At 23.9% G+C, this 23,863-nt stretch carries 24 protein-coding genes, 1 tRNA gene and 1 pseudogene; 17 read left to right on the plus strand and 9 right to left on the minus strand.

The window, feature by feature from the left end; translation table 4 throughout:
• Positions 1 to 135: 135 nt before the first annotated feature.
• Together EXC57_RS02270 and EXC57_RS02275 are read right to left on the minus strand one after the other, a co-directional pair.
• Positions 136 to 618: a 23S rRNA (pseudouridine(1915)-N(3))-methyltransferase RlmH gene (locus EXC57_RS02270; protein WP_004025130.1), complete on the minus strand. Its 483-nt coding sequence runs from the start codon at positions 616 to 618 to the stop codon at positions 136 to 138.
• Positions 619 to 622: 4 nt separating this feature from the next.
• Positions 623 to 835: a 4Fe-4S binding protein gene (locus EXC57_RS02275; RefSeq protein WP_004025129.1), complete on the minus strand. Its 213-nt coding sequence runs from the start codon at positions 833 to 835 to the stop codon at positions 623 to 625.
• 91 nt (positions 836 to 926) lie between these two features.
• Here EXC57_RS02275 and EXC57_RS02280 point away from each other — a divergent pair, with 91 nt between their 5' ends.
• From EXC57_RS02280 to EXC57_RS05260, 3 genes and pseudogenes are all read left to right on the plus strand, one after another.
• A complete protein-coding gene (locus EXC57_RS02280; RefSeq protein ID WP_129692579.1) occupies positions 927 to 1,304 on the plus strand; it encodes a hypothetical protein in 378 nt (125 codons plus the stop codon).
• 27 nt (positions 1,305 to 1,331) lie between these two features.
• Positions 1,332 to 1,436: pseudogene (locus EXC57_RS05355) on the plus strand (GNAT family N-acetyltransferase); the annotation flags it as partial.
• Positions 1,437 to 1,505: 69 nt separating this feature from the next.
• A complete protein-coding gene (locus tag EXC57_RS05260; protein ID WP_229503189.1) occupies positions 1,506 to 1,757 on the plus strand; it encodes a hypothetical protein in 252 nt (83 codons plus the stop codon).
• Between the two features lie 193 nt (positions 1,758 to 1,950).
• Here the strand turns inward: EXC57_RS05260 and EXC57_RS02290 are convergent, their stop codons facing one another.
• Positions 1,951 to 2,745 (minus strand): tRNA 2-thiocytidine biosynthesis TtcA family protein, encoded by a 795-nt coding sequence (locus EXC57_RS02290; RefSeq protein ID WP_004025127.1) that lies wholly within the window; start codon positions 2,743 to 2,745, stop codon positions 1,951 to 1,953.
• 91 nt (positions 2,746 to 2,836) lie between these two features.
• On the opposite strand from EXC57_RS02290, the gene EXC57_RS02295 reads away from it, so the two are divergent.
• Positions 2,837 to 4,708 carry an MFS transporter gene (locus tag EXC57_RS02295; RefSeq protein ID WP_129692581.1) on the plus strand — a complete coding sequence of 624 codons (1,872 nt, stop codon included), beginning with the start codon at positions 2,837 to 2,839 and terminating at the stop codon, positions 4,706 to 4,708.
• Between the two features lie 51 nt (positions 4,709 to 4,759).
• Positions 4,760 to 5,212 carry an SsrA-binding protein SmpB gene (smpB, locus tag EXC57_RS02300; protein WP_320169028.1) on the plus strand — a complete coding sequence of 151 codons (453 nt, stop codon included), beginning with the start codon at positions 4,760 to 4,762 and terminating at the stop codon, positions 5,210 to 5,212.
• A 70-nt stretch (positions 5,213 to 5,282) separates the two neighbouring features.
• Here smpB and EXC57_RS02305 read toward each other — a convergent pair.
• Both EXC57_RS02305 and plsY read right to left on the minus strand, forming a co-directional pair.
• Positions 5,283 to 5,368: transfer RNA gene (locus tag EXC57_RS02305), tRNA-Leu, on the minus strand.
• 50 nt (positions 5,369 to 5,418) lie between these two features.
• A complete protein-coding gene (plsY, locus tag EXC57_RS02310) occupies positions 5,419 to 6,228 on the minus strand; it encodes a glycerol-3-phosphate 1-O-acyltransferase PlsY (protein ID WP_004025091.1) in 810 nt (269 codons plus the stop codon).
• Positions 6,229 to 6,396: 168 nt separating this feature from the next.
• Between plsY and parE the strand changes: the two genes are divergently transcribed.
• From parE to EXC57_RS02335, 5 genes are all read left to right on the plus strand, one after another.
• On the plus strand, positions 6,397 to 8,289 hold the full coding sequence (parE, locus tag EXC57_RS02315; protein ID WP_036451490.1) for a DNA topoisomerase IV subunit B: 1,893 nt from the start codon (positions 6,397 to 6,399) through the stop codon (positions 8,287 to 8,289).
• A gap of 58 nt (positions 8,290 to 8,347) precedes the next feature.
• Positions 8,348 to 11,446 carry a DNA topoisomerase IV subunit A gene (gene parC, locus EXC57_RS02320; protein WP_004025493.1) on the plus strand — a complete coding sequence of 1,033 codons (3,099 nt, stop codon included), beginning with the start codon at positions 8,348 to 8,350 and terminating at the stop codon, positions 11,444 to 11,446.
• Between the two features lie 54 nt (positions 11,447 to 11,500).
• Complete coding sequence (locus tag EXC57_RS05175) at positions 11,501 to 12,586, plus strand: hypothetical protein (RefSeq protein WP_004025492.1); 1,086 nt, start codon at positions 11,501 to 11,503, stop codon at positions 12,584 to 12,586.
• A gap of 58 nt (positions 12,587 to 12,644) precedes the next feature.
• A complete protein-coding gene (locus EXC57_RS02330; protein WP_004025491.1) occupies positions 12,645 to 13,295 on the plus strand; it encodes a hypothetical protein in 651 nt (216 codons plus the stop codon).
• A gap of 70 nt (positions 13,296 to 13,365) precedes the next feature.
• The gene (locus tag EXC57_RS02335; protein WP_129692583.1) at positions 13,366 to 14,403 is read left to right on the plus strand and encodes a hypothetical protein; all 1,038 of its coding nucleotides are present in this window, start codon (positions 13,366 to 13,368) and stop codon (positions 14,401 to 14,403) included.
• 126 nt (positions 14,404 to 14,529) lie between these two features.
• On the opposite strand, the gene EXC57_RS02340 is transcribed toward EXC57_RS02335, so the two are convergent.
• Genes EXC57_RS02340 through trpS form a run of 3 tightly spaced genes read right to left on the minus strand, consistent with a single transcriptional unit; the run spans position 14,530 to position 16,873 of the window.
• Positions 14,530 to 14,994 carry a dihydrofolate reductase gene (locus tag EXC57_RS02340; RefSeq protein ID WP_004025489.1) on the minus strand — a complete coding sequence of 155 codons (465 nt, stop codon included), beginning with the start codon at positions 14,992 to 14,994 and terminating at the stop codon, positions 14,530 to 14,532.
• Between the two features lies 1 nt (position 14,995).
• On the minus strand, positions 14,996 to 15,862 hold the full coding sequence (locus tag EXC57_RS02345) for a Cof-type HAD-IIB family hydrolase (protein ID WP_004025488.1): 867 nt from the start codon (positions 15,860 to 15,862) through the stop codon (positions 14,996 to 14,998).
• 3 nt (positions 15,863 to 15,865) lie between these two features.
• Complete coding sequence (gene trpS, locus EXC57_RS02350; protein ID WP_004025487.1) at positions 15,866 to 16,873, minus strand: tryptophan--tRNA ligase; 1,008 nt, start codon at positions 16,871 to 16,873, stop codon at positions 15,866 to 15,868.
• 97 nt (positions 16,874 to 16,970) lie between these two features.
• Between trpS and EXC57_RS02355 the strand changes: the two genes are divergently transcribed.
• Genes EXC57_RS02355 through EXC57_RS02365 form a run of 3 tightly spaced genes read left to right on the plus strand, consistent with a single transcriptional unit; the run spans position 16,971 to position 18,575 of the window.
• A complete protein-coding gene (locus EXC57_RS02355; protein ID WP_004025486.1) occupies positions 16,971 to 17,429 on the plus strand; it encodes an ArsC/Spx/MgsR family protein in 459 nt (152 codons plus the stop codon).
• A 2-nt stretch (positions 17,430 to 17,431) separates the two neighbouring features.
• Positions 17,432 to 18,202: an NAD(+)/NADH kinase gene (locus EXC57_RS02360; protein ID WP_004025485.1), complete on the plus strand. Its 771-nt coding sequence runs from the start codon at positions 17,432 to 17,434 to the stop codon at positions 18,200 to 18,202.
• 1 nt (position 18,203) lies between these two features.
• Positions 18,204 to 18,575 carry a PTS transporter subunit EIIB gene (locus EXC57_RS02365; RefSeq protein WP_004025484.1) on the plus strand — a complete coding sequence of 124 codons (372 nt, stop codon included), beginning with the start codon at positions 18,204 to 18,206 and terminating at the stop codon, positions 18,573 to 18,575.
• Between the two features lie 114 nt (positions 18,576 to 18,689).
• On the opposite strand, the gene EXC57_RS02370 is transcribed toward EXC57_RS02365, so the two are convergent.
• A complete protein-coding gene (locus EXC57_RS02370; RefSeq protein ID WP_004025483.1) occupies positions 18,690 to 19,805 on the minus strand; it encodes an Abi family protein in 1,116 nt (371 codons plus the stop codon).
• Positions 19,806 to 20,232: 427 nt separating this feature from the next.
• On the opposite strand from EXC57_RS02370, the gene msrA reads away from it, so the two are divergent.
• From msrA to EXC57_RS02390, 4 genes are all read left to right on the plus strand, one after another.
• The gene (msrA, locus tag EXC57_RS02375; protein WP_192805604.1) at positions 20,233 to 20,730 is read left to right on the plus strand and encodes a peptide-methionine (S)-S-oxide reductase MsrA; all 498 of its coding nucleotides are present in this window, start codon (positions 20,233 to 20,235) and stop codon (positions 20,728 to 20,730) included.
• Positions 20,731 to 20,860: 130 nt separating this feature from the next.
• Positions 20,861 to 21,295, plus strand: coding sequence for an Ohr family peroxiredoxin (locus tag EXC57_RS02380; protein WP_004025481.1), 435 nt, complete (start codon positions 20,861 to 20,863; stop codon positions 21,293 to 21,295).
• 445 nt (positions 21,296 to 21,740) lie between these two features.
• Complete coding sequence (locus EXC57_RS02385) at positions 21,741 to 22,295, plus strand: PadR family transcriptional regulator (RefSeq protein WP_004025480.1); 555 nt, start codon at positions 21,741 to 21,743, stop codon at positions 22,293 to 22,295.
• A gap of 176 nt (positions 22,296 to 22,471) precedes the next feature.
• Positions 22,472 to 23,827, plus strand: coding sequence for an aldehyde dehydrogenase family protein (locus EXC57_RS02390; RefSeq protein WP_129692584.1), 1,356 nt, complete (start codon positions 22,472 to 22,474; stop codon positions 23,825 to 23,827).
• The last annotated feature ends 36 nt before the right edge of the window (positions 23,828 to 23,863 follow it).

Raw genomic sequence — 23,863 nt, forward strand, 5'->3', positions numbered from 1 at the left:
TGATAATTAAAAATTAAAATACTATAAATAATTTAATTTAATAAAGACCTATTTTTAAAAAAACATAATTAAGATATTTAAGTTATTTTTTAAATAATTAAAAAATTAAAAATATTGAATTTTTTAATAATGAACTTATTTGTGATATTTAATGTTTTTTTTAATCGTAAAAGCTCTATATAATTGTTCACATAAAATAAGATTAAATAATTGATGAGGAAAAGTCATTTTTGAAAAAGATACTAGTGCGTTAGCTTTAATTTTTATTTCATTGCTTACTCCATGACTACTACCAATTATAAAAACCAACTCACTATATATAGGATTATCTATTATTTCTGAAATGAAGTTTGAAAATTCTGTAGAATTATATTGTTTTCCTTCTATAGCATTAACAACTACAAATGATTTTTTATTAATATATTTCATCATTTGCACACCTTCTTTTTGTAATGCATTGTTAATTATTGTATAGTTGTTTTCATCTGTTATAAGTGATTCTTTAATTTCAATAAATTCTAATTTTACGAAGTGATTAATCTTTTTTTGATATTCAAATATTAATTGTTTTAAATTGTTGGACTTAATTGAACCAACACTAACTATTTTTATAATCATATAATTACTCATCTATTTTAGTTATTACCATTTTAAGATCTATAGCTTCTTTTGGGCATATATTTACACAAGCACCACAAGCTATACAAGTGTCATCTATAATTGATTTATTATTAACAATTCTTATAGAATTTGTTGGACAAACATTAATGCACATTTTGCATCCTTCACATTTATTTTGATCTGTTACTGCTAATAATCTTTCTTCTGTTTTCATAATAGTCCTATATTTCATAATATTTTATATAATAATATTTTATATACTAATAGATTATAATATAAATGAACGTGTGAATTTAGGAGATATAATGATTTTAAGAAATTTTAAACTTGATGATTTAAGCAAATTAGTTAAACATTCTTCAAATATTCTTAATTATGACTCTATAGCTCCAACTAGCAAAGAGTTTAATGAATTAATTTCTCAATACTCACTAAATAATATAATTGATAAAGCAAACTATGGAATAGTTTTAGAAGAAAATGATGATATAGTTGGTGTTTTATTAGCAAGAATTAATGATGGCAGTAAAAATTTGATTAGTGACAAAAATTTACATTTAATTGATTGTTCAAAAATTATAAATGAAATAGAATCAAAAAAATTTACTGAAAAAGAATTAGCTCTTTATAGATTAGAAATAAAAACAATAGAAACATATAAAAAAATTTTAGATGATGTTTAACGTGTTGTAGGTTTTTCAAGTGAATTGTTGTTTTTCTCTGTTTTACCATCACACCAAAAAAGAGGATTAAGTAAACTTTTATTCAATAAATTTTTAAAACATTTAAGAAGTAAACAACTTCACAAATTTTATTTATATACAACATCTTTATGTTCTTACAATTATTATGAACATATTAAAATGAGTTGTCTTAGAACTGATATGATAACTAAGTCAGATTCTGATGTTACTTTGGTTCAATTATTAAAAGATAAACTTCCAATAATAGGTATGATTTTCCATTCGGATGTTAAAAATTTTGATATTGACACAAATGCACCAATCAAAGATCCAGTTATTGATGAAATATTAGTTAATAATAAAGAAGAAAGTAATAATGTAATTGTTAATACTTTTAAAAATGTTGGTGTATTTTTTAAAAACATAATGAATATGAAAAATTCAAAAAAATAATTATATTCAAAGAATTTTGATATATTAACTATTTTGCTATAGTTTGAAAATTATTTTCAAACTATTTTTTTATTACCAACTTATTTTCTTTAAATTTATTTTTAAAAAGTTTTATTTTGTTAATGTTATATTACTGTTAATGAAATAAAAATGCTATTTTCTTTATATAAGAAATATAGCATCACTATGATATTTAATAGTTTCCATCATTTTTAATTTGGCTTAAAAGATCAATGTTTTTAGCATTTTCATCATTAAATCATAAACTAGATTCTTTTCCATTTAAAAGGGATACTAAAAAGTTTTTATAACTTGCATTTCATTTTTTATTTTTATAAAAGTTTTGACTTAAAAAATCCTTCATAGAGTCTCTTTGAGTAAATCCTTCCATTGGACATCCACAAGGTACAATTGGCATAGAAAGTTTTTTAGCTGTTCTTGATATATCACTTTCTCTTGCTAAAATAAATGGTCTAATAAATCAGATGTCACTTCTATCCAAATACATTTTTGGTTTAAAAGTGGCAATTCTACCTTCATTTATCATATTCATAAAAAATGTTTCAATAGCATCATCTGCATGATGACCCATCGCAACTTTATTACAACCAAGTTTTTTTGCTTCATCAATTAAAATTGCTTTTTTCATTTTGGAACATAAAGAACATTGTATTTTACCTTTTTTCATTTGAGCTCTTAATATTTCACCCATTTGAGTATCTGCAATTACAAATTTTATCCCCTTAGATTTTCAATATTTTATAATTGGTTCATATTCTATTGCGCACAAATTCATTTTTAAATGAACACCATAAATTTCTATGTCTCAATTTAACTCTTTTTTTATTATGTTTTTATAAATTCCAAGAGTTTCTAATAGCAACATAGAATCTTTACCACCAGATACACCAACGCATATCTTGTCGTTGTTTTCAATAATTCTAAAAATTTTATTTGCCCTGATTACACTTCCTATAATTGATCTCATTTTTACCTCATTAAAAAATTACAAATTAAATTATAACCAATAAGTTAGTTTGTTATTAATTATTATAAATTTATTATTTATAATAATTAGTATGAATAAAGTTTCACTTGTATCAAACATGAATATAATAACAATTGGTAGTACAAATACACCAGGACAAGAATTTTTAACAATACTGTTATATGTGTTAAGTTCAGTTGGGATATTTTGTATAATTTTTTTTGTTTTTTATAACTTACTTAAAAAAACACTTATCAAAAAGAATGTTGATACAATTAAAAAAATTTTAATATTTTTAATTCTTGGGATTATATATTCATCAATATCGCCTATTTTAATAATTATAATGAAACAAGTTAATCCAAATTATTTAGTCTTGTCACAGATAGTTGTCTTAACTCTCTTTGCTTTATTTACATCATCCATATGTATGGTTGGTAGTTTTATAGTGTTTTTATTTTCTAACATTTTTTTACCAGATTATGGGTTTCAACCACACATACTTTTTCTTTTGGTTTTTTATGTTATTGCAACAATTTTTGTAGGAGTTGTGAGATTCCTTTTTGGAAACAAATTCAAATATGTATTTATTTTATCTTTTTTAATGTTTTGTTTAATGTGTGCTGTTTCTCTTATTTTTTATAATGAAAATAATTTAACATCAATTTTAATTAACATAGCTATTAATTATCCTTTGTTTTTGCTTATGTATGCAATTGGAAATTATTTAACAAATTTAATTGACAACACTTATAAACTTAGAACATCAATTCATTATGATAATGATTATTTTGTTAATAGTCATTATTCTAAAATAGCTTTTGATGAATATATAAAAACAAATAAAACAGACATTGGTGTTTTTTTAACAATTAGTTTTATTAATATTGAAAATTTGTTAACAACTGAAGGAAAACAAGCTGTTGTTGAAGCTGAAAAAACATTAATTAGATATGTTTTATATAATTTTAAAGATACATGTTTTTACTTTAAAACTTTCAATAATGAATATGGTTTGTTTTTTAAAGTTAAAGATAAAAATAAAATAAATCTTAATAAATCAATTGCAAACAATAATAAAAATAATCGAACAGAAGATGATTTTTTATATGAACTTGAAAAAGTGTTAAAAATGTTTCCAAATAAAATTGATTTTAACAACCAATTCTATGATATTCAAATTGTTGGATATGCTAGTTTATATGGGATACATTCAAATGATTTTTATAAATTAAGTTCTTTTAATGAGGATGTAAAAAAATATTGAGCAATTAATAATGACATCAATATTGTTAAATTGTATAGAAGCAATATTTTAAAAAATAATATAGATGAAACAAATAAGTTAGAAAAAGTTAAACAAGAACATGATTTTAACAATATATCATTATCGCTTATTAAATCTAGTTTGAATAATGAAAAATATTTCATACCTAAGATTTTTTGATTAAAAGAAAGTATTTTTAGTTTTGATCAACTTCATAATAAGTTTAGTGATAATCAAGAAAAACTTAATCTTGTAATTAGATATATAGCTTATCACTCATTGAAACTATTCAATCAATATTTAATTGAAGAAGATAAAAAAAATATTAAAACAACTAATTCTAAAATATTAATTGACTACCCTGTTAATGAATTATCAAAAAATGTATTTTCAGTAATTGAAATATATACAAAAATTAAAAAACATAACCTAGAACCTCATAATGTTATTTTTAACTTTAATTTAGCCAATTCAACCATTAAAGATAATTCAAAAGAATTAAATGAAATAATGTCTTTGTATAATAAAGGATTTGGAATTTCATTTTTTAATTTTTCTATTAAAGATATAAAGGTTTTAACAAAAATTAAAAAGTTTAGTGTTGTTTTAAGCAAGGATAAAGAAAAAGAAAATAAAATTATTTTAAAACAATTAAATAAATCAAAAGATAATATTGATAATATTTTTTATCGTTAATTTATTCTATTTTCTATAAAATAAAATAGAATAATATATTGATATTAAAACTTACAAAGTGAGAATAACATGAAGATTTTGGTTGTTAATAAAAAAGCAAATTTTAATTATACAATTTCAGACACTTATGAAGCTGGAATTGAATTAAAAGGCGTTGAGGTTAAATCTCTTCAATCAAAAAACGCTTCTATTAATGAGTCATATATTACATTTATAAAAAATGAAGCTTTTATAATTAATATGCATATAGCACCATATGAAAATGGGAATATCTTTAATGTTGATCAAGATAGAAGAAGAAAACTTTTACTTCATAAGCATGAAATTATAAAACTTCAGTTGCAAATAAAAAAAGATTCAATAACACTTGTACCTTTAAAAGTTTATTGAAAAAGAAATAAAATCAAAGTTCTAATTGGTTTAGCTAAAGGTAAAAATGTAGTAGATAAAAGAAATACTATTAAAGAAAGGGATGCTAAAAGGGAATCTAAAAAATACTTTTAGCTTTTTTATTTATTTCCATGATTTTATAAAAATAATAAAAAAAAGAGCAAAATGCTCTTCTTATATATAATGGTGCTCAGAAAGGGACTTGAACCCATAAGACATCACTGTCGGTAGATTTTGAGTCTACTGCGTTTGCCATTCCGCCATCTGAGCATATTACATAAATATATTATAATATTGTTTCTATTTTTTATATAAATATGTTAGAAAATTTTAGATTCATTTTTATTTATTAGTTTTATTATATTTTGTTTGTGTCTATAAACAACAATAGATGATGTAAAAAGCAAGATTAAAAATATGCTTAAAATGTATCATCAATTATTTTGATAATTTATTATGTTTACTACATTATAAGCTTGATTAACATTTGGAATGGAATCAATAATACTTAAATTTGGAATGTTTAAAATGTAAAGGTAATCTAAGTGTGGAATAAGTGTTAAAAAACATGATAATGAAACAGCAATAATTGATGATAATGAAACATATCTTGTTGTTAAAACAACAATAAAGAAAATGCAAAAAGCAGTAACAAAAATTCATGGCGAAATAGAAAATAATAAAGCAGCGGTTGAAGCAGCACCTTTTCCACCTGAATATTTTTTAGCAATATTAAAATCTCCCTTATATTTAATTAGTGCATAAATATAAAATATTGGGAAACAATGTCCTATAACTGAAAAAAGACCAGCTAAGTAAATAATAAAACCATTTTGTTCATATAAATAGCTATTATCTTTTGATAAAAACATTGGCACAATGAAATGATATAGAACAACAGAAATAAATATTGAGAGTCAGCATTTAATCATGTCAAACAACATAACAGAAACCCCAATTATTTTCCCAAAAGCTCTTAATGAATTGGTTGCTCCAACATTACCACTTCCAACATTTCTAAGGTCTATCTTTTTTATTTTTGAAATAATTAAACCAAATAAAATGTTTCCTAAAAAGTAACCTATTAGGCAAAAAAGCATAGATAAACCAAAAAAACTAGCGGTAACCACACAACCTCCAAATAGATAAAATAAAAATTTTATTTGATATTAGAATAGTACTATATAATTATAAAGTACTTAAGAATTATTTTTGTTAATATTTTAAAAATACAAGATATTCCTTTTAGTCTAGTCTTAATATTTTTGTGTTTATATTTATTTTATTGAGGTTGTTATATGTCTTATAAAGAATCCGATATTAAAGTTTTAGAAGGTTTAGAACCAGTTAGAAAAAGACCTGGTATGTATATAGGTTCAACTGATCAAAGAGGATTACATCACCTTATTTGAGAAATCTTTGATAACTCTGTCGATGAAGTTTTAGCAGGCGTTGCAGATACTATTAAAATGACATTACACCGTGATGGGTCTTTCACTGTTGAAGATAATGGTAGAGGTATTCCAACAGGGATTCACCCTAAAACAAAGATGTCTACAGTTGATACTGTTTTTACAAGTTTGCATGCTGGTGGTAAATTTGATGATTCAGCTTATGGTGTTTCTGGTGGATTGCATGGTGTTGGTAGTTCAGTTGTTAATGCTTTAAGTTCTTGGTTAACAGTTACTGTTAAAAGAGATGGTAAGATATATGAATCTAAATTTAAAGATGGTGGAAAAATAGTTCAAAAGTCAACAATAATTGGTAATACTAATAAGACTGGTACATCTGTTACTTTTATGCCAGATAAAACAATATTTAAAAATGTTGCTTTTAATGCAAACACTATTTTGGAAAGAGTTAAAGAAACCGCTTTCTTATTAAAGGGTTTAAAAATAGTTTTTGAAAATGAGATTACTCATAAAAAAGAAGAATTTTTAGCTGAAAACGGTTTGATTGAATTTGTGCAATTTATCAATAGTACTCAAACTCCATTTTCACAAATTGTTTACATGGAGGGAAAAGATCAAGGAATTGAAGTTGAAGTAGCTTTTCAATATAACAATAGCAACTCTGAAACTTTTATTTCTTTTGCAAATTCAGTAAAAACAAAAGAAGGTGGTTCACATGAAACTGGTTTTAAGACAGCACTAACTGAAACACTTAACGAATATGCAAGAAAATGAAAGCTAATTAAAGAAAGAGAAAAAAACTTTGAAGGTAGTGATTTTAGAGAAGGTTTAGTTTGTATTATTTCAGTTAAGGTTCCAGAAAAATTAATCTCATATGAAGGACAAACAAAAAACAAACTATTTACACAAGAAGCTTATGTAGCTGTAAGAACAATAGTTAAAAATAAACTAACTTACTGACTTGAAGAAAACAAAAAGGATGCTAAGTTAATTATTGAAAAAGCACAACTTTCAAGAGATGCTAGAGATGCTGCTAGAAAAGCAAGAGAAGAAGTTAAACAATTAAAAGGGCAAAAAAAAGAAAGAATCTTATCTGGTAAATTAACTCCATGTCAATCAAAAGATAATGTTCACACAGAATTATTTTTGGTTGAGGGGGACTCAGCTGGTGGTAGTGCTAAACTTGGTAGAGATAGAAAATTCCAAGCAATTTTACCACTAAGAGGTAAAGTAATTAATGTTGAAAAAGCACAACTTAAAGATCTTTTAAAAAACGAAGAAATTGGGACAATTATCTCATGTATTGGTGCAAGCATTGGTAGTGATTTTGATATTTCTAAATCAAACTATGGGAAAGTAATTATTATGACAGATGCTGATACTGATGGTGCTCACATTAGAGTTTTATTATTAACATTCTTTTATCGTTATATGAGACCACTAATTGAAGAAGGTAAAGTTTATATTGCCTTACCACCATTGTATAAATTCACTAATACTAAAAGTAAAAAATCGACATATGCTTGAGAAGATTATGAATTAGATGATCTAAAACAAACAGCTAGTTCTTATGAAATTCAAAGATATAAAGGTTTAGGGGAAATGAATGCTGATCAATTATGAGAGACAACAATGAACCCTGAAACTAGACAATTAATTCAAGTTTCAATAGAAGATGCTGCTTTAACTGAGCGTCGTGTTTCAATACTTATGGGAGAAGATTCATCGAAAAGAAAAGAATGGATAAATGATAATGTTGATTTTGAATTAGAAAGCTAATTCAAAATCTTATACTGTTATGGCAAAAACTATATAAATAAGTTAAATGGAGGAGAAAATGTCTAATATTTTTGATAATAATAACAAAATATGAAACAGGTCACTTGAAGACATTATGTCTGAAAGTTTTGGTAAGTATGCTAAATATATTATTCAAGATAGAGCATTACCAGACATTAGAGATGGTTTAAAACCTGTTCAAAGAAGAATTTTATATGCTATGAATGAATTAAAAATTCATCATGATAAACCATATAAAAAATCAGCTAGAACAGTTGGGGAAGTAATTGGTAAATATCACCCACATGGTGATAGTTCAATTTATGAAGCTATGGTTAGAATGTCTCAGGAATGAAAGAACAATATCCCATTACTTGATATGCAAGGTAACAAAGGTTCTCTTGATGGTGATGGACCAGCAGCGATGAGATATACAGAGTGTAGACTTTCTTTATTTGGAGAGCTTATGCTTGAAGATATTGATAAAGATACAGTTAAATTCATTCCTAACTTTGATGATTCTGAAAGTGAACCATCTATTTTACCATCTCTTTTGCCAAATGTTTTAGTTAACGGTTCAACAGGTATTGCAGCAGGTTATGCGACTAATGTTCCCCCATTTAACTTAAGTGAAGTTTTACAAGGTATTATTTATAGAATTAAACATAACAGTTGTTCAATTAAAGAAATTGCATCAATTATTAAAGGTCCAGATTTTCCAACTGGTGGTATTATTCAAGGGAAAGATGGAATTTTAGAAATTTTTGCTACAGGTAAAGGTAAGTTTAATATTAGAGCAAGAATTTCTGAAACTGTTAAAAGTAATAAGAAAACAAAACAATTAGTAGTTACAGAAATTCCATATGAAACAAATAAAGCTAATATTGTAAAGTCAATTGAAGAGTTAAGAATAAATAATGAATTACCAGGCCTTAAAGAGGTAAGAGATGATTCAGACAAAAATGGTGTTTCGATTGTAATGGAATTTGAAACTGATAAAGATTTAGAAATAATAAAAAACTTTTTATACAAAAAAACTCAGTTACAAATCTCTTATTCAGCAAATATTATTTTAATTAAAGATAGAAAACCAAGCCAAACGAACATTATTCAAATAATTGATTCTTATTTAGAACATGCAAATGACATAATAATAAGATCAGCAACATTTGATTTGAAAAAAGCTTTAAATCGTAAAGAAATTCTTGAAGGTTTAATCAAAGCAATAAAAGATATTGATAAATTAATTAGATTGATTAAATCTTCAAAAAGTAAAGATGAAGCTAAACAAAAAATTATGACTTCATTTGGTTTAAATCAAAACCAAGCTGAGGCTGTTGTTAATTTACGTTTATATGTTTTAACTTCATATGACACAGAAAAGCTTATTAACGAGTACAATGAATTATTAAAATTTATTGATATTAAAAAAAGACTAATCGAAGATCAAAACTATAGAAACCAGTTCTTAATTGATAAACTTAATGAATTTGATAAAAAATTAGGTTTCAAAAGAAAAACTTCTATAGAAGATGAAATTGAAGACATAGCTATTGAACAAACTGACATTATTGAAGAAAATCATGGTGTTTGTATTGTTACTAGAGATAATTACATTAAATACATTAAAGATATTTCAATAACTGATGTTACGTTAGATAAATTTAAGTTTAAAGAAGGCGATATACCAGTTAATATGATTTCTTTAAGTACTTTGGAAACATTGGTTTGTTTAACTTCAAAAGGGAAATGTATTACTATTCCAGCACATAAAATTAAATTCACAAAAGCTAAAGATAATGGAATTCACATTAATGAAATTATCACAATAGATTCATTTGAAAAAACTATAGCTATTTTTGCTATCTCTAAAAATTCAAACATTAAAACAGAAGTATTTGTAGCAACAAAAAATTCTTTGGTAAAACGTTTTATGATTGAAGATTTAACAATGGCTAGAAATGCAAAAATATCATCTTATATTGGATTAAAATCAGATGATGAAGTTATAACTGCATTTGTTGTTAAAGATGAATACAAAGAAGTTATTACAGTATCTAAAAATGGAAATGGATTGAGATATCAAATTAATGAGGTACCAGTTGTTGGTAGAAGTGCCTCTGGTGTTAAAAACATTAATTTAAAAGATGATGATTGTGTTGGAGCTTTAATGCCAGTTGAACCAGATGAAAGTTTTATTTTGTTAATTTCTAATCGTGGTGCCAAAAGAATCCACTTTGAAGATATTACACTAACAAGTCGGGCGAAAATTGGAAAAAGAATCCTTTCTCAAGTTGAATCAAACCCATACTTAATCCACTCTGGATTTATGATTGGTGGAAGAGAAACAATATACTTGCTAGATGGTAATAATAAGCTTCATGAAAAAAAGGTTTCTGATATTCCAATAACAGATTTTACAACTAGAATGAACTCATTTAATGATGTAAGCGAAATAAGCGATGCATCATATTTAAAAAAAAATCAAAATTTAGTATTAAATAGTGATGATTTCAATTTTGAGAAGCTTTTAGAGGCTAAAAATGAGTTAAAACAGTCTGAAATTGAAGAAGAAATTGATGATGAAATTGACCATGAATTAGAAAAATTAATTTCAAAGAAAATACCACTAACAATTAATGTTACTAAGATAAATATTGATGATGTTGTAGTTTCAAACAATAGTAAGCTTGATCTTAGTGAAACTAAAAATCATATTATTGACCATTCTAATTTAAATGATAAAAATCAAAATAATGAATTAGATGATGCAAATGTAAATCATCTAATAAATGATATTAATGATAATAAAGTAAACAATGAAGAATTATTAGATGACTCAAAACTTAGTGAAAACGATAACATTGGAATTGATGAAAAATATAATGATAATGAAAATTTAGATGTTGAAACTGAAGTTGATTCTGAAGTAGACAAAGATTCATTTGAAGAAGAAATAGTTGAAAATGACGACTCTAATGAAGAATATGAAGATGAATATTCAGATAATGAAGAAGAATCAGATGAAGAATTAGAACAAACAGAAGAATTTGATGATGAAGAAGAGTATTCAGATGAGGAATATGAAGACGACTCAGAAGAATTATCAGATGAAGAAATACAAGAATCTGATAATGAAGAAGAATATGAAGAATAATATTCAGATCAAGAAATAGAAGAATCTGATAACGAAGAAGAGTATGAAGAAGAATTGTCAGATGAAGAATATGAAGATGATTCAGATGAATTGTCAGATGATGAATATGAAGAAGAGTTAGAAGAAACAGAAGAATCTGATGATGAAGAGTATGAAGAAGAATATTCAAATGAAGAATTAGAAGATGATTCAAATGATGATCAAGATGAATATGATGAATCTAATGATGATGAATATGAAGATGAATCTAATGAAGAATTTGAAGAAACAGAAGAACCTGATGATGAACAAGAATATTCAGATGAAGAAATAGATAACTCTGATTATGAAGAAGAATACGAAGAAGAAGAATTAGAAGATTCTGAAGAAGATTCAGATGATGAATACGAAGAAGAAGAATTAGAAGATTCTGAAGAAGATTCAGATGATGAATACGAAGAAGAAACAGAAGAATCTGATGATGAACAAGAATATTCAGATGAAGAAATAGAAGAATCTGATAATGAAGAAGAATATGAAGAAGAATATGAAGAAGAATATTCAGATCAAGAAATAGAAGAATCTGATAACGAAGAAGAGTATGAAGAAGAATTGTCAGATGATGAATATGAAGAAGAATCTGATGATGAACAAGAATATTCAGATGAAGAAATAGATGACCCTGATTATGAAGAAGAATACGAAGAAGAAGAATCAGATGAAGAATTAGAATATTCTGAAGAAGATTCAGATGATGAATATGAAGAAGAGACAGAAGATTCATATGATGAATATGAAGAACAAGATGAATATGATGAATCTAATGATGATGAATATGAAGAAGGGTTAGAAGAAACAGAAGAATCTGATGATGAACAAGAATATTCAGATGAAGAAATAGAAGAGTCTGATAATGAAGAAGAGTATGAAGAAGAATTGTCAGATGATGAATATGATGAAGAATCAGATGAAGAGTTAGAAGAAATAGAAGAATCTGATGAATATGATGAACACGAAGAAGAATATTCAAATGAAGAATTAGAAGATGATTCTAATGAAGAACAAGAAGAATATGATGAACATTATCAAAAAGAAGATTCAGATTCTGAAGAAGAAAATATAGAAGACATAATTGGCGACATAGAGGAATATGAAGACTAAAAAATAACTTGGTTACTTCCAAGTTATTTTTATACAATTTAATAAGACGGAGTATGTTATGACATCAAATGAATATAAAGAAATTATAGATAGTTTAAAATTATCAACAGAAACTAAAAAATTATTAATAGATAAATCATCTAATATAATTGAATCTATAAGTGATAGTACTAATATTGATTCATTAAAATTGCTGATAACAAAAATTGATGGATTAGTTTCTGGACTTAAAACTGCTAAATTTACTGTTAATAAAAACGGATTAGTAGAAACAAAAAATATTCCAAAATTAATTGATATGTTTTTTGAATATTTAAATGAAGGTAATATTTATTATCAAGAACAAACTGTGATAAATGAGGTTGTTAAATATCTTAATGGTAAATTATCACCACTTGTAGAAAATTCTTATGTAGATAAAAAAATATTTAAAAGAATTTTATATAATATCAAAGATAGCAAAATTGAATTATCTTATGATTTTGATTTTATAGATGATCATTTTTTTATCAGTATAAATCTTCAGTTTACTTATAAAAACAATACTGATAATAAAATTGAATCTTTCCCTTTAAAGTTTTTTAAACACATTAAGCTAGATGAAAAATTTGAAAATAGCAAATGGCTATTTAGTATGTGAACATTAAATGATTTTGTAGATGCATTAAAATCTTGTGTAAAATGACTTAAATTTAAACAAAAAATATAAAGTTGATAAAAATAATTTAATCGTTATATAAAAATATATTTGCTAAAATATATCTATATTCGAGGGTAACATGAAAAAAATAAACAAGATACTAGGATTATCAACTCTATGTGCATCTCTAGCTATTTCAGGTTCTACAGCATATATTGTTTCAAAAGAATATAAAGTAAAACTAAATGGGTCTTTAGACCAAGGTGGTGGCAATAACAACGATAACAGTGTCCCTGTTCCAAAACCACCAGTAGCAGAAATAAATGAATCAGTATTAAATTCTATAGATTTTGATACATCTAGTTGAGATGTGAATAATTTCTCAGCTGATGTTGTAAAAAAATCAATTAAAAAAAATTCTGTTCCTTCAAATTTGAATTTAGATAAACTTGAAGTAAAACTATCTAATAATGGAAAAATCAATTCAATGTATGTAATGGGATATTATCCATTTGAATTACTTTATCCAAAAGAAGATGGAACACTAGTTCAAACATCAATTCATTTATCAATCGACAATAATGAATATAGTCGTGAATTTGTTAATCCTTATAATGGAAAGGATTTTGAAAATCAAAATTGAAATAAATATTTAGACGAATTAAACTCTAAAGTATATCCTTACTCTTTAAGAAATAAAGTTGAACAATCAATAATTAATAACAACTTAGAATACTATTATTATTCACCAAAAAATATTGTTGATAATATTTTTTCAACAGTTGATATTGGCCAAATATTATCAGCTACAGATGTTGATATTAAAATTCAAAATTATGCTTGAAGTGGTTTTGAAAATAAAAACAATGGTATTTCTGCATTTAGTTTTATATTTGAAGCTAATTCAAAATCTTTAAATCAAAAGCTTATAGCGCAACTAAATTTTACTCCAGATTATAAATTGGGTATTCAAAATTACGTTAATAAAATGACAACAGAAAATCTTGTATATAAAGATATTGTTAGTTCTTTTTATAAAATAAATATTCCAGCAGGCGAATTTAAATTAACAGCCTTTGTTACTAAAAATGGTGTTGTTCGTAAACATGAATATTTAAGTAAGCGTGATTATCAAATAAAAGCTGATATTACAGATTTTAAAGGATATCAATCTTAATTAAAAATAAGATTTAAATATATTTAAAAAACCATAGTTAATTACTATGGTTTCTAATTTATATGTAAGATAAACACTTTAATTTTGTATGAGACTCTTAACTTTAAAATATAAGTTAAGAGTTTTTTATTTTTTAAAATAATGATATATTTTAAATTCTGATTTATTATCAACTTTTTTTAAATAAAAATTTGAATAATCAAAATCATTCATATATGTATCACAATTATAAGATTCAAATAATTTTGATACTAACAATCTATCAGCATATTTATTAAATAAGAAATATATTTGTTTACCACCAATCACGAAAATATCTTCATTTTTATATTTTCTTAATACATCTTGAATATTGTTATATATTTCAACTGATTGGTCATTGATCTTATATTCTTTATTTTTTGTAATAATTATATTTTTTCTATTTTTTAAAGGTTTTCCAATTGACTCAAATGTTTTCCTTCCCATTACAATTGTGTGGTTTAAAGTTGTTGCCTTAAAAAATTCTAAATCTTCTTTTATGTGTCATGGTATAGAGTTATTTAATCCTATACCTCCATTTTTATCTTCACATCAAATTAGAGTTATCATATTAAACTTTAATATTAAATATTTTAGCTAACTCTCTGGCCACACCATCATTATCATTATCAAATTCAGTTATTTTACTTGCTGGGACTTTTACTACAGAAGATCCATTTTTCATTGCATATCCATTTTCAATTTTTTGAATCATTTCTATATCATTTTCACCATCACCAAAAGCAATACAATTTCTTAATGGGATAGCATAATAACTTGATAGGAATTTTAATGCTGTACCTTTATTGCCAAAAATTGAATTAATTTCTAAAACAGAACCATCTGTATAATCTTTTATGGACCAATTTCTAACTAGTAATGTTCCAGTTAAACCTTTAACTTTAAAAGTATAATCATCTATATTTGGTACATCTTTAACTCACATTAATATTGAATTAATATCACGTTGAATAATACTTATATCATCAAATGTTGTATAAAAAACCGGTTCATTAGGATTTATATGAAATTTTTTTAAAAACTCTTTGTGAACTCTATGGTCTTTAACATCTGACAAAACATATGTACCATCTATATTTTCAATTAACACACATCCAAGTTTTGATTTAAGTTCTTCATACTTAAATATTTCATGTATTAAACCCCTTCCAAAGGTTAAGTTAATTGGTAAAAAAGTGTTATCAGATGGATTAGTGATGATTGAACCATTAAGGTTTGCTATTACTGTTTTTAAACCAAGTTTTTCATATATGTGGTATGAACTTCTTAATGGTCTGCCAGTAGCTATACATAATATGTGTCCTTTTTTAATTATTTTTTTAATTACATTAACAGTGTAATCGCTAATAGTTTCATCACTTCTTAAAAGCGTTCCATCAAGATCTGTCACTATCAATTTTCTTTCTTTATTTTTCATTTTTTACTCACTATCTAATCCAAGTAATTTGTGGATTTGTTTAATTTTTTTGTTAGCTATTTCTTTACACTTAGTCCCATTTATTTTTAATTCTTCATCTATTTGTTTATCTTTAATTATTTTATTATAGTTATTTTGAATAATCTCTAATTTAGAACAAACTATATCAGCTAAATCTTTTTTGAATTCACCATAGTTTTTACCATCATATTTTTGAACAATAGATTCAATATTTGTATCTGTTAATGCTGAATATATAGTTAGTAAATTTGTAACTCCTGGTTGATTTTCTCAATCAAAATTTACTTTGTTTAATGAGTCTGTTTTTGCAGCCATAATTTTTTTTCTAATTGAATCTAATGGTTCTAACAAAAATATTGTTCCTTTTGTATTTTCATTTGATTTACTCATTTTAATTTCTGGATTTTGTAAATCCATTATTTTGTTACCATTTTCTTTTGTAAAGAAATTTGGAATTTTAAAAAAATCATCTTTATATTTTTTGTTAAATCTAATTGCAATATCTCTTGTTAATTCTAAGTGTTGTTTTTGATCTTTTCCAACAGGAACAATATCAGCATCATATAATAAAATATCAGCAGCCATTAGTGTTGGATAATATAACAATCCCGCAGGAATGTTTTGCGTTTGATTACTTAATGTCATTTTTTGTGATTTATCTTTAAATTGAGTCATTCTATTTAATTCTCCAAGATATGTATGACATATTAATAAATAAGATAAATGAGAATGTTCAATAACGCTTGATTGGTAAAAAACATAATTTTTTTTAAAATCCAAACCACAAGCTTTATATAAACATGCTGTTGATCTTCTATTTTCCTTTAATAACTCTGGAGAAAAATTAACTGTTATGGAATGAAGATCAGCTATAAAAACAAATAATTTATTTTCTTCATTTTGCATATCAACAAAATTTTTTAAAGCCCCAAGATAATTTCCAAGAGTTAAAGAATTTGTCGATTGGATTCCTGAAACAATAATTTTCATTTTATAAACCTCTGTTGTTTTGTCATTATTTATATATTATTGTAAAATATTAATAATGCATATTATGAAAAATATAATTTCTAGAGGTTATTAAAATATGAAAAAATTATTTTATGTTTCACAGTGTAAAGCAAGTAATTATGCACTAGATTTTATTGAAAAAAACAACATTATTGTTGATAAATCAAACCTAACTTATAAACCTATAACAGAAAAAGATTTGTTAGATATGGAAGCTTTACTTCCGAATGGAATGATAGAATTGGTTAACCCGCATTCAGAACATTTAAAAGATTTAGGTTTTGATATTAAGACACTTAACAAAAAAGAATTAATGTATGTGATTATTAAAAATCCAATGATTTTAAGCTATCCAATATTACTTGAAACAACAAATAATAAAAACCCTATTAAACTAGTTATAGGTTTTAACCCTATAGAATGAAGCATTTTTAAAGATGACCCAACAAGTGATAGATATTATAGTAATATAAATAAATTTTATAAATTTACTAAATGCTGCTTTTTTGATGAAACAAAAGATAGAAAAATGTAATCATGAATTATACTGTTTTTATTAATGATGAATCACAAAAAGCATTATTTTTAAAAAAGAAACTTTCTCAAATACTAAGTGATTGAAATTATGTTGATAATGTTGATTTAACAGATTATATTTTTGTAATTGGTGGAGATGGTACTTTTTTAAAACATTTTAATGATTTTAAAAATAAAAAGATTGTAGCAATCAATGCAGGAAATTTAGGATATTATTCTTTTTTCAATAAGAGTAATCTTAATACATTAAAATCTAAAATAGCAAATCCTAGAAATTTTAACCATGTCTTAGTTTTAAAAATTTGTTTAGATGATAAAGAATATCGTTGCTTAAATGAAGTGATAATAAGATGTGATAGAACATTTGAATCAAGTGTTTATGTTAAAAATGTTTTTTTAGAAAAATTTAAAGGCTCTGGAATCTTAATATGTACCCCTATGGGTTCAACTGCTCATAATAAAAATGCACATGGTGCCATTATGTATAATGGTTTAAATGCAATTCAAATTTTAGAATTAGAACCAATAACTCAAAAAAGATATATGACACTAAAATCCCCATTAATTGTTCCATCAGATTTTAATGTTAATTTAAAAAGTAATGCTGAACTTGAAAACACTAAAATAATAATTGATGGAAAACCTATAAAAATTAATTTTAAGGGAAATTTAAAGGTGTCTGTTATTAATTCAGATTTTCAGTTATTCAATCCATATGATCCAAAAATATACATAAAAAAACTTAGAGATTCATTTATTAGGGAGAAATAAAATGAAAAAAACAAAATTAATTTTTTTATATGTTTTTACTTTTGGGATAGCATATTTTGTAATTAAAGCAAAAGCTAAAAAACATGCAACTATTGTAAATAATGAACTAACTTTAAGCTATGATATACCTTTTGAAATAAATGATTTTTATACTAGTGTTGGTGGTAAAGAAAATATTACTAGCACAGAAGCTAATATAAATTCTATAAAGGTTTTTGTTAAAGACATTGAAAAGGTTAGCCAAGATAACATTAAAAAATTAGGAGCAAAAGGTTCAATGCTTTCAGAAAACTGTGTTACATGTTTGTTTGGTGATTATTCAAAAAAACTTGATGAAGTATTGAAAATAGAATTAAATAGTAATCAAAATTAAAATTAACTCTAATTAGCTTATTTAACATAATAAAATTTATTATAAAAATTTTTTAAAACCCCTATTAGCCAGCTTGCTAATTGGGGTTTTAATATTTAAAAGTTAAATTTAGTTTTACTGTATGTTTTTAATGCTTTTTGGAATTTTTAAATGGGTTTCATCTTCTAATATTTGATAAAGTATTGGAGAAATATAATCTCTTTTATTTCGGTTTTGAAGTTTAGAACTTATTCCATTAAGAATTTCATTTTTTATTATTTCTTTATCAACCAAACCTCTAATGTTTTCAATTATATTTATAAAATCATTAATTTGTAAAGTTGTAACATTATCATTATCATTTTTTTGTATATCGAAAAAATTAAAAAGCTTAGAAGTGTTTTTTATTTTATATCTAAATTTGATCATACAACCATTATGAGCTAAAGCATTTCTTAACTTGTTAAACAAATCCATTAACTCATAAATGTCAAACTCTGTCATTTTCATTTTTTTATGAGTTTTCAAATTTTTTAAAAATTCATCAATTATTTTGTTTTTTAAACTAATGTTTAATGCTTTAAAAATTTTTTGAAGTTGAGAAAATGTTAATGCTGAACATAATGTAAAAAGTTGAATATAAACTCATTTTTTCTTTTTTAAATCTGTAGTGTTAAATTTGAGTGCGATTCATGATCTATCAATTTTTTTAATTATTTCGTCATGTTCTTTATCAAGATTAGAATTAGCTACTTCATCAAAAAAATAAACGATGTCATAATTTTTGTAAAACTCTTCTATGAAATATCTTTTTTTATCTATGAGTGTACTTTTTGTTGAAAAATATTTAACATTATTTAAATTTGAAAAGATTTCAAGAAAGTCTTCTTCGCTAAGACAACATAAATATGGAGTATTAGTTTTCTTTTGGATTATTTCAGCTAGAACCTTAACAACGCTTGAATTAAAATGTAATTCTAACCCCTTAAAATATTTTCAAAGTGTAGCAGAAATATTTCTGTCTATATCAAATAGATATCTTATGTTATTTGATGTAAATCCTTTTTTGTATTTATTGTTTTTATCAAACATTAATTTATTTTTAAGTCCTAAAATAAAATGACTATAATTATATTCTTTTAAATATTCAATAAATATTTCTTTTGATTCTTGATCTGGGAATTCTAAATTTTTAGATTCAAGATTTTTAATTTGCTGATCATAACTTAAATATCTATTTATTGATTCCATATTACCTCTTTAAATAATTTAAATAATTTTTATATTCTAAATCATATATATTTAATTAATGATTGTTTTTGTAGTTATATTTAATTCTAATTTAATATTGTATGTTTAGTTTAATTAAATAAGCATAAGCTAAATAAAAATCTTTTTATTTAACGTTTGTTAGTTAATATTTTCTATTTTTTATCAAATAAAACATCTGAATTTTAAAATTACATTTTTATAAAATGTTTTGTTATTGTTATTTTTGATAAAACGACAATTAAATTATTGTTAAATTAATCCACACAAATATGTTAATCATATTTTTGGTTATAATAATTTCTAAATGAAAAATAATGTTAACTATAATCACAAATTAAATTATTTTTTATATTAAAAAACAATGTATAATAAAGTCCATTCAAAAATAAAGGTAGAGTGAATTATGATAAAAAAAGTTTATGTTGCAGGTGGATGTTTCTGAGGTGTTGAACATTTTTATAAACTTGCTTTAGAAAATATAAGAACACGAGTTGGGTATTTAAACTCAATGATAGATAATCCCAATTATGAAATAGTTTGTGATGGAATATCTGATGCTGTTGAAGCTGTTGAAATTAAATATGATGATGAAAACTATACCATCGGTGATATATTAGATATTCTTTTTATTATTATTGATCCAACATCTTTAAATAAACAAGGTAATGATGTTGGTAGACAATATAGAACAGGTTTTTATAGTGATGATTCAAATGATTTAAAATATGCTAATGATTATATTGAAAAAATAAAACATAACTATTCAAAACCTATAGTGGTGGAAGTAAAAAATGTCGAAAATTTTTATGAGGCTGAAGAGTATCATCAAAAATACCTTGAAAAAAACCCCAATGGATATTGTCATATTGATATGTCCTTAGTTAATAAAATAAAAAGAAAATAATTTATTTTTAAAAATAAATGTTTCAAACCTAAGAGAAAGTGAATTTAAATTTATATTATTTTTTCTAAGTTATATATTAATATTGAATTATTGTTATTATTTTTTATTAATAGAAAGGATGTAAAAAATTATGGAAAAAAAATATCAAGTAACAGGAATTGCTATTGGTGGTAGAAATGGTAATGTTTATACTAGTGATAATCAATTTAAAACAAAATTATCATTTCCTAAAGAATTGGGAGGGGATGGAAGTTCTATTAACCCTGAACAATTATTTGCTTCAGGATATGCAGGTTGTTTTTCACAAGCGGCATTAGTTGTAGCACAACAATTAGGTATTGATTCTTCTAAAGCACCTCAAGTGGAAGTTACTGTTCAATTATATATTGATCAAGCAACAGGTTTTCATATCAAAGTTGGAATAGAAGGTGTGTTTAAAGATTGAGATCAAAAACAAGCTGAAGAATTTATGGTTAAATGTCATAAAACATGTCCTTATTCTAAATTAATTAAAGATGAAAACTTATTATATGTAAAAGCTAATGGTGTTATAGTTAAAATCTAATTGTTGTTTTGTTTTTACTTTAGACAAAATTAACATATAGTTTTACATTTAATTACATAAAGAAGATGTATTAACTACCAAGTTTATACTCTTTTTTTATTATTTCATAATAATAAATTTGAACTAATTATTAGATAATTGTTATTTGAAAGAATAACTTTTTTGTTTTTAACAAATTTTAAATGTTAAATTTGGTTTTTATTAAATTTATAAATAATTAAATTTTTAATATTTATTTTACATTTATGTAGTATAACTTTTTGTGTAGAAAAACATGCAGAATGTTTAAACCAATTTATAAAATATTAATGTTTTTTTAATTTGATTTATAAGTTATTTGTTTTAGCTAAAGCTATAATTGTAATTTATTTGATGTATCAAAATTATTGACTTATTTTTTTTATAAATTAAATACCATTAAAAAAATAAATAAAGGAGAATTCTTATGTTAGATTATGCAATTTTAGGATTATTAAAAAACAGACCTTTAACAGGTTATGACATTGATAAAATAATAAATAAATCAATTAAGAATTTTTGAAGTATTTTACAATCGCAAGTTTATAAAGAATTAAAAAAGATGGAAAACAATGAACTTATAGCAGCAGAGGTTGTAATCCAAAAAAACAAACCTAATAAAGTTATTTATTCTATTACTGAAAAAGGTGATCGTTATTATGAAACTTTTTTTGATAATGATAAATTAGATATTAGTAAACTTTGTGATATTAAAATCTTATTTTTAATAAGAATGTTTTTTGGTTCTCACACAGATAAAGAACACAATATAGAATTTCTTGAAAAGTTAAGAAAATCATTCATTGATAAAATTGCATCTTTAGAATTAATTAAAGTTAACATAATTGATGTAGCACCAATTAATAATAATTATGTAAATAACCACTGATATTGAACATCAACAGTTAATTGTGGTATTCAAATGTGTAACTCAATTATTAGTTGAATTGATAATTGTTTAGTTGAAATAAAAAAACAATAGTTTATTAAACAAAACACAACTAACCTTATTTTTTAATCTCAATTATTAATCTTTATTGATAACTAAAAGGTTTATATTATATTTTATTGTATTATATTTGCAAGTATTATAAAATAACACTAGATAATAGTATTTATCTAACTAAAACAATAGTTATAATTGAGCGAGGTTAAAAAATGAAAATGCAATCAAAAATTAATTATAGTAAAAGTATTAGTGATTTAACAAAATTAAAAGAATCAATTTTAAAGTATGAAAATCATTTGTATGAAGCATTAAAAAAAGATTTAAATAAATCTGAAAAAGAATCTTTTTTATCAGAAGTCAGTGAAGTTATAAATGAAATAGATTATTTTTTAAAACACATTAAAAAATGATCTTTGCCTATAAAAGTAAAATCAACATATCAAACAATGGGCACAAAATCATTTATTTTAAGAAAACCAAAAGGGAATGTGTTAATTATTTCTCCATTTAATTATCCATTTAATTTAGCTTTTATTCCAATGGTTGGAGCTCTAGCAACTAATAATAAAATATGTTTAAAATCATCTCCAAACACACCAAATATAAATAAAGTTATAAGTGAAATAATAAAAGTTACTTTTGATGAACAAACAGTTAGATACATTGATGACAAAGATATCAATTCATATGACGATCTTTATAAAATGGGATTTGACTTGGTATTTTTTACAGGAAGTACAAAAGTTGGAATGATTGTAGCTAAAAAGTGTGTTGAAAACAATATTGAATTTATTACTGAACTTGGTGGTAAATGTCCTTGTGTTGTTAATGATGTTATCAATGATTCAATCTATGAAAGAATTACTTGAGCAAAGTTTATGAATGCTGGTCAAACTTGTGTGTCTATTAACCACATATTTTATAAATCAACAATAACTGATTTCATTGATAAATTAAAATTAGAAATAAATAAACAATATCCAAATTGTTTACAAAACAAAAACATTCCTAAAATAATCAATCAAAAAGAATATGATAGATTAAAAGACATTTTAAATAAATACAAAAACAATATTGTTTTTGGTGGTAATTTTGATGATCAAAACATGTTAATTGAACCAACCATTATTAAAGTTGATTCAATTAACCCAATGATTGAGACAGAAGAAATTTTTGGTCCAATAATTTTTGTTTATGCTTATGATGAAAAGTTTGAACAAATAATAAACTATATTAACAAAATTGATAATTCTCCATTAGCCGCTTATATTTATACTGATCATGAATCATTAGCAAATAAATTTGTTTCAGTTATAAATGCTGGTGGATATTGTATAAATGATTCTATTTCCCATATCCTAAATCACAATTTACCATTTGGTGGAGTTAAGACAAGTGGTTTTGGTAGATATCATGGAAAATATTCATTTGAAGCTTTTACATATGAAAAACCAGTAATGATAAATAACGCTAAAAAGAATAATAAGATTAAATTTTTCAATAATGAAATAGATTACAATAAAACTAAAAAATTAATAGCTTTTGTTAAAAAGTACAAAGACTAATTAACACAATAAAATTTTTAAACTAAAAAGATAATT

Source organism: Malacoplasma iowae (assembly GCF_900660615.1).
Lineage (GTDB): Bacteria > Bacillota_I > Bacilli_A > Mycoplasmatales > Mycoplasmoidaceae > Malacoplasma > Malacoplasma iowae.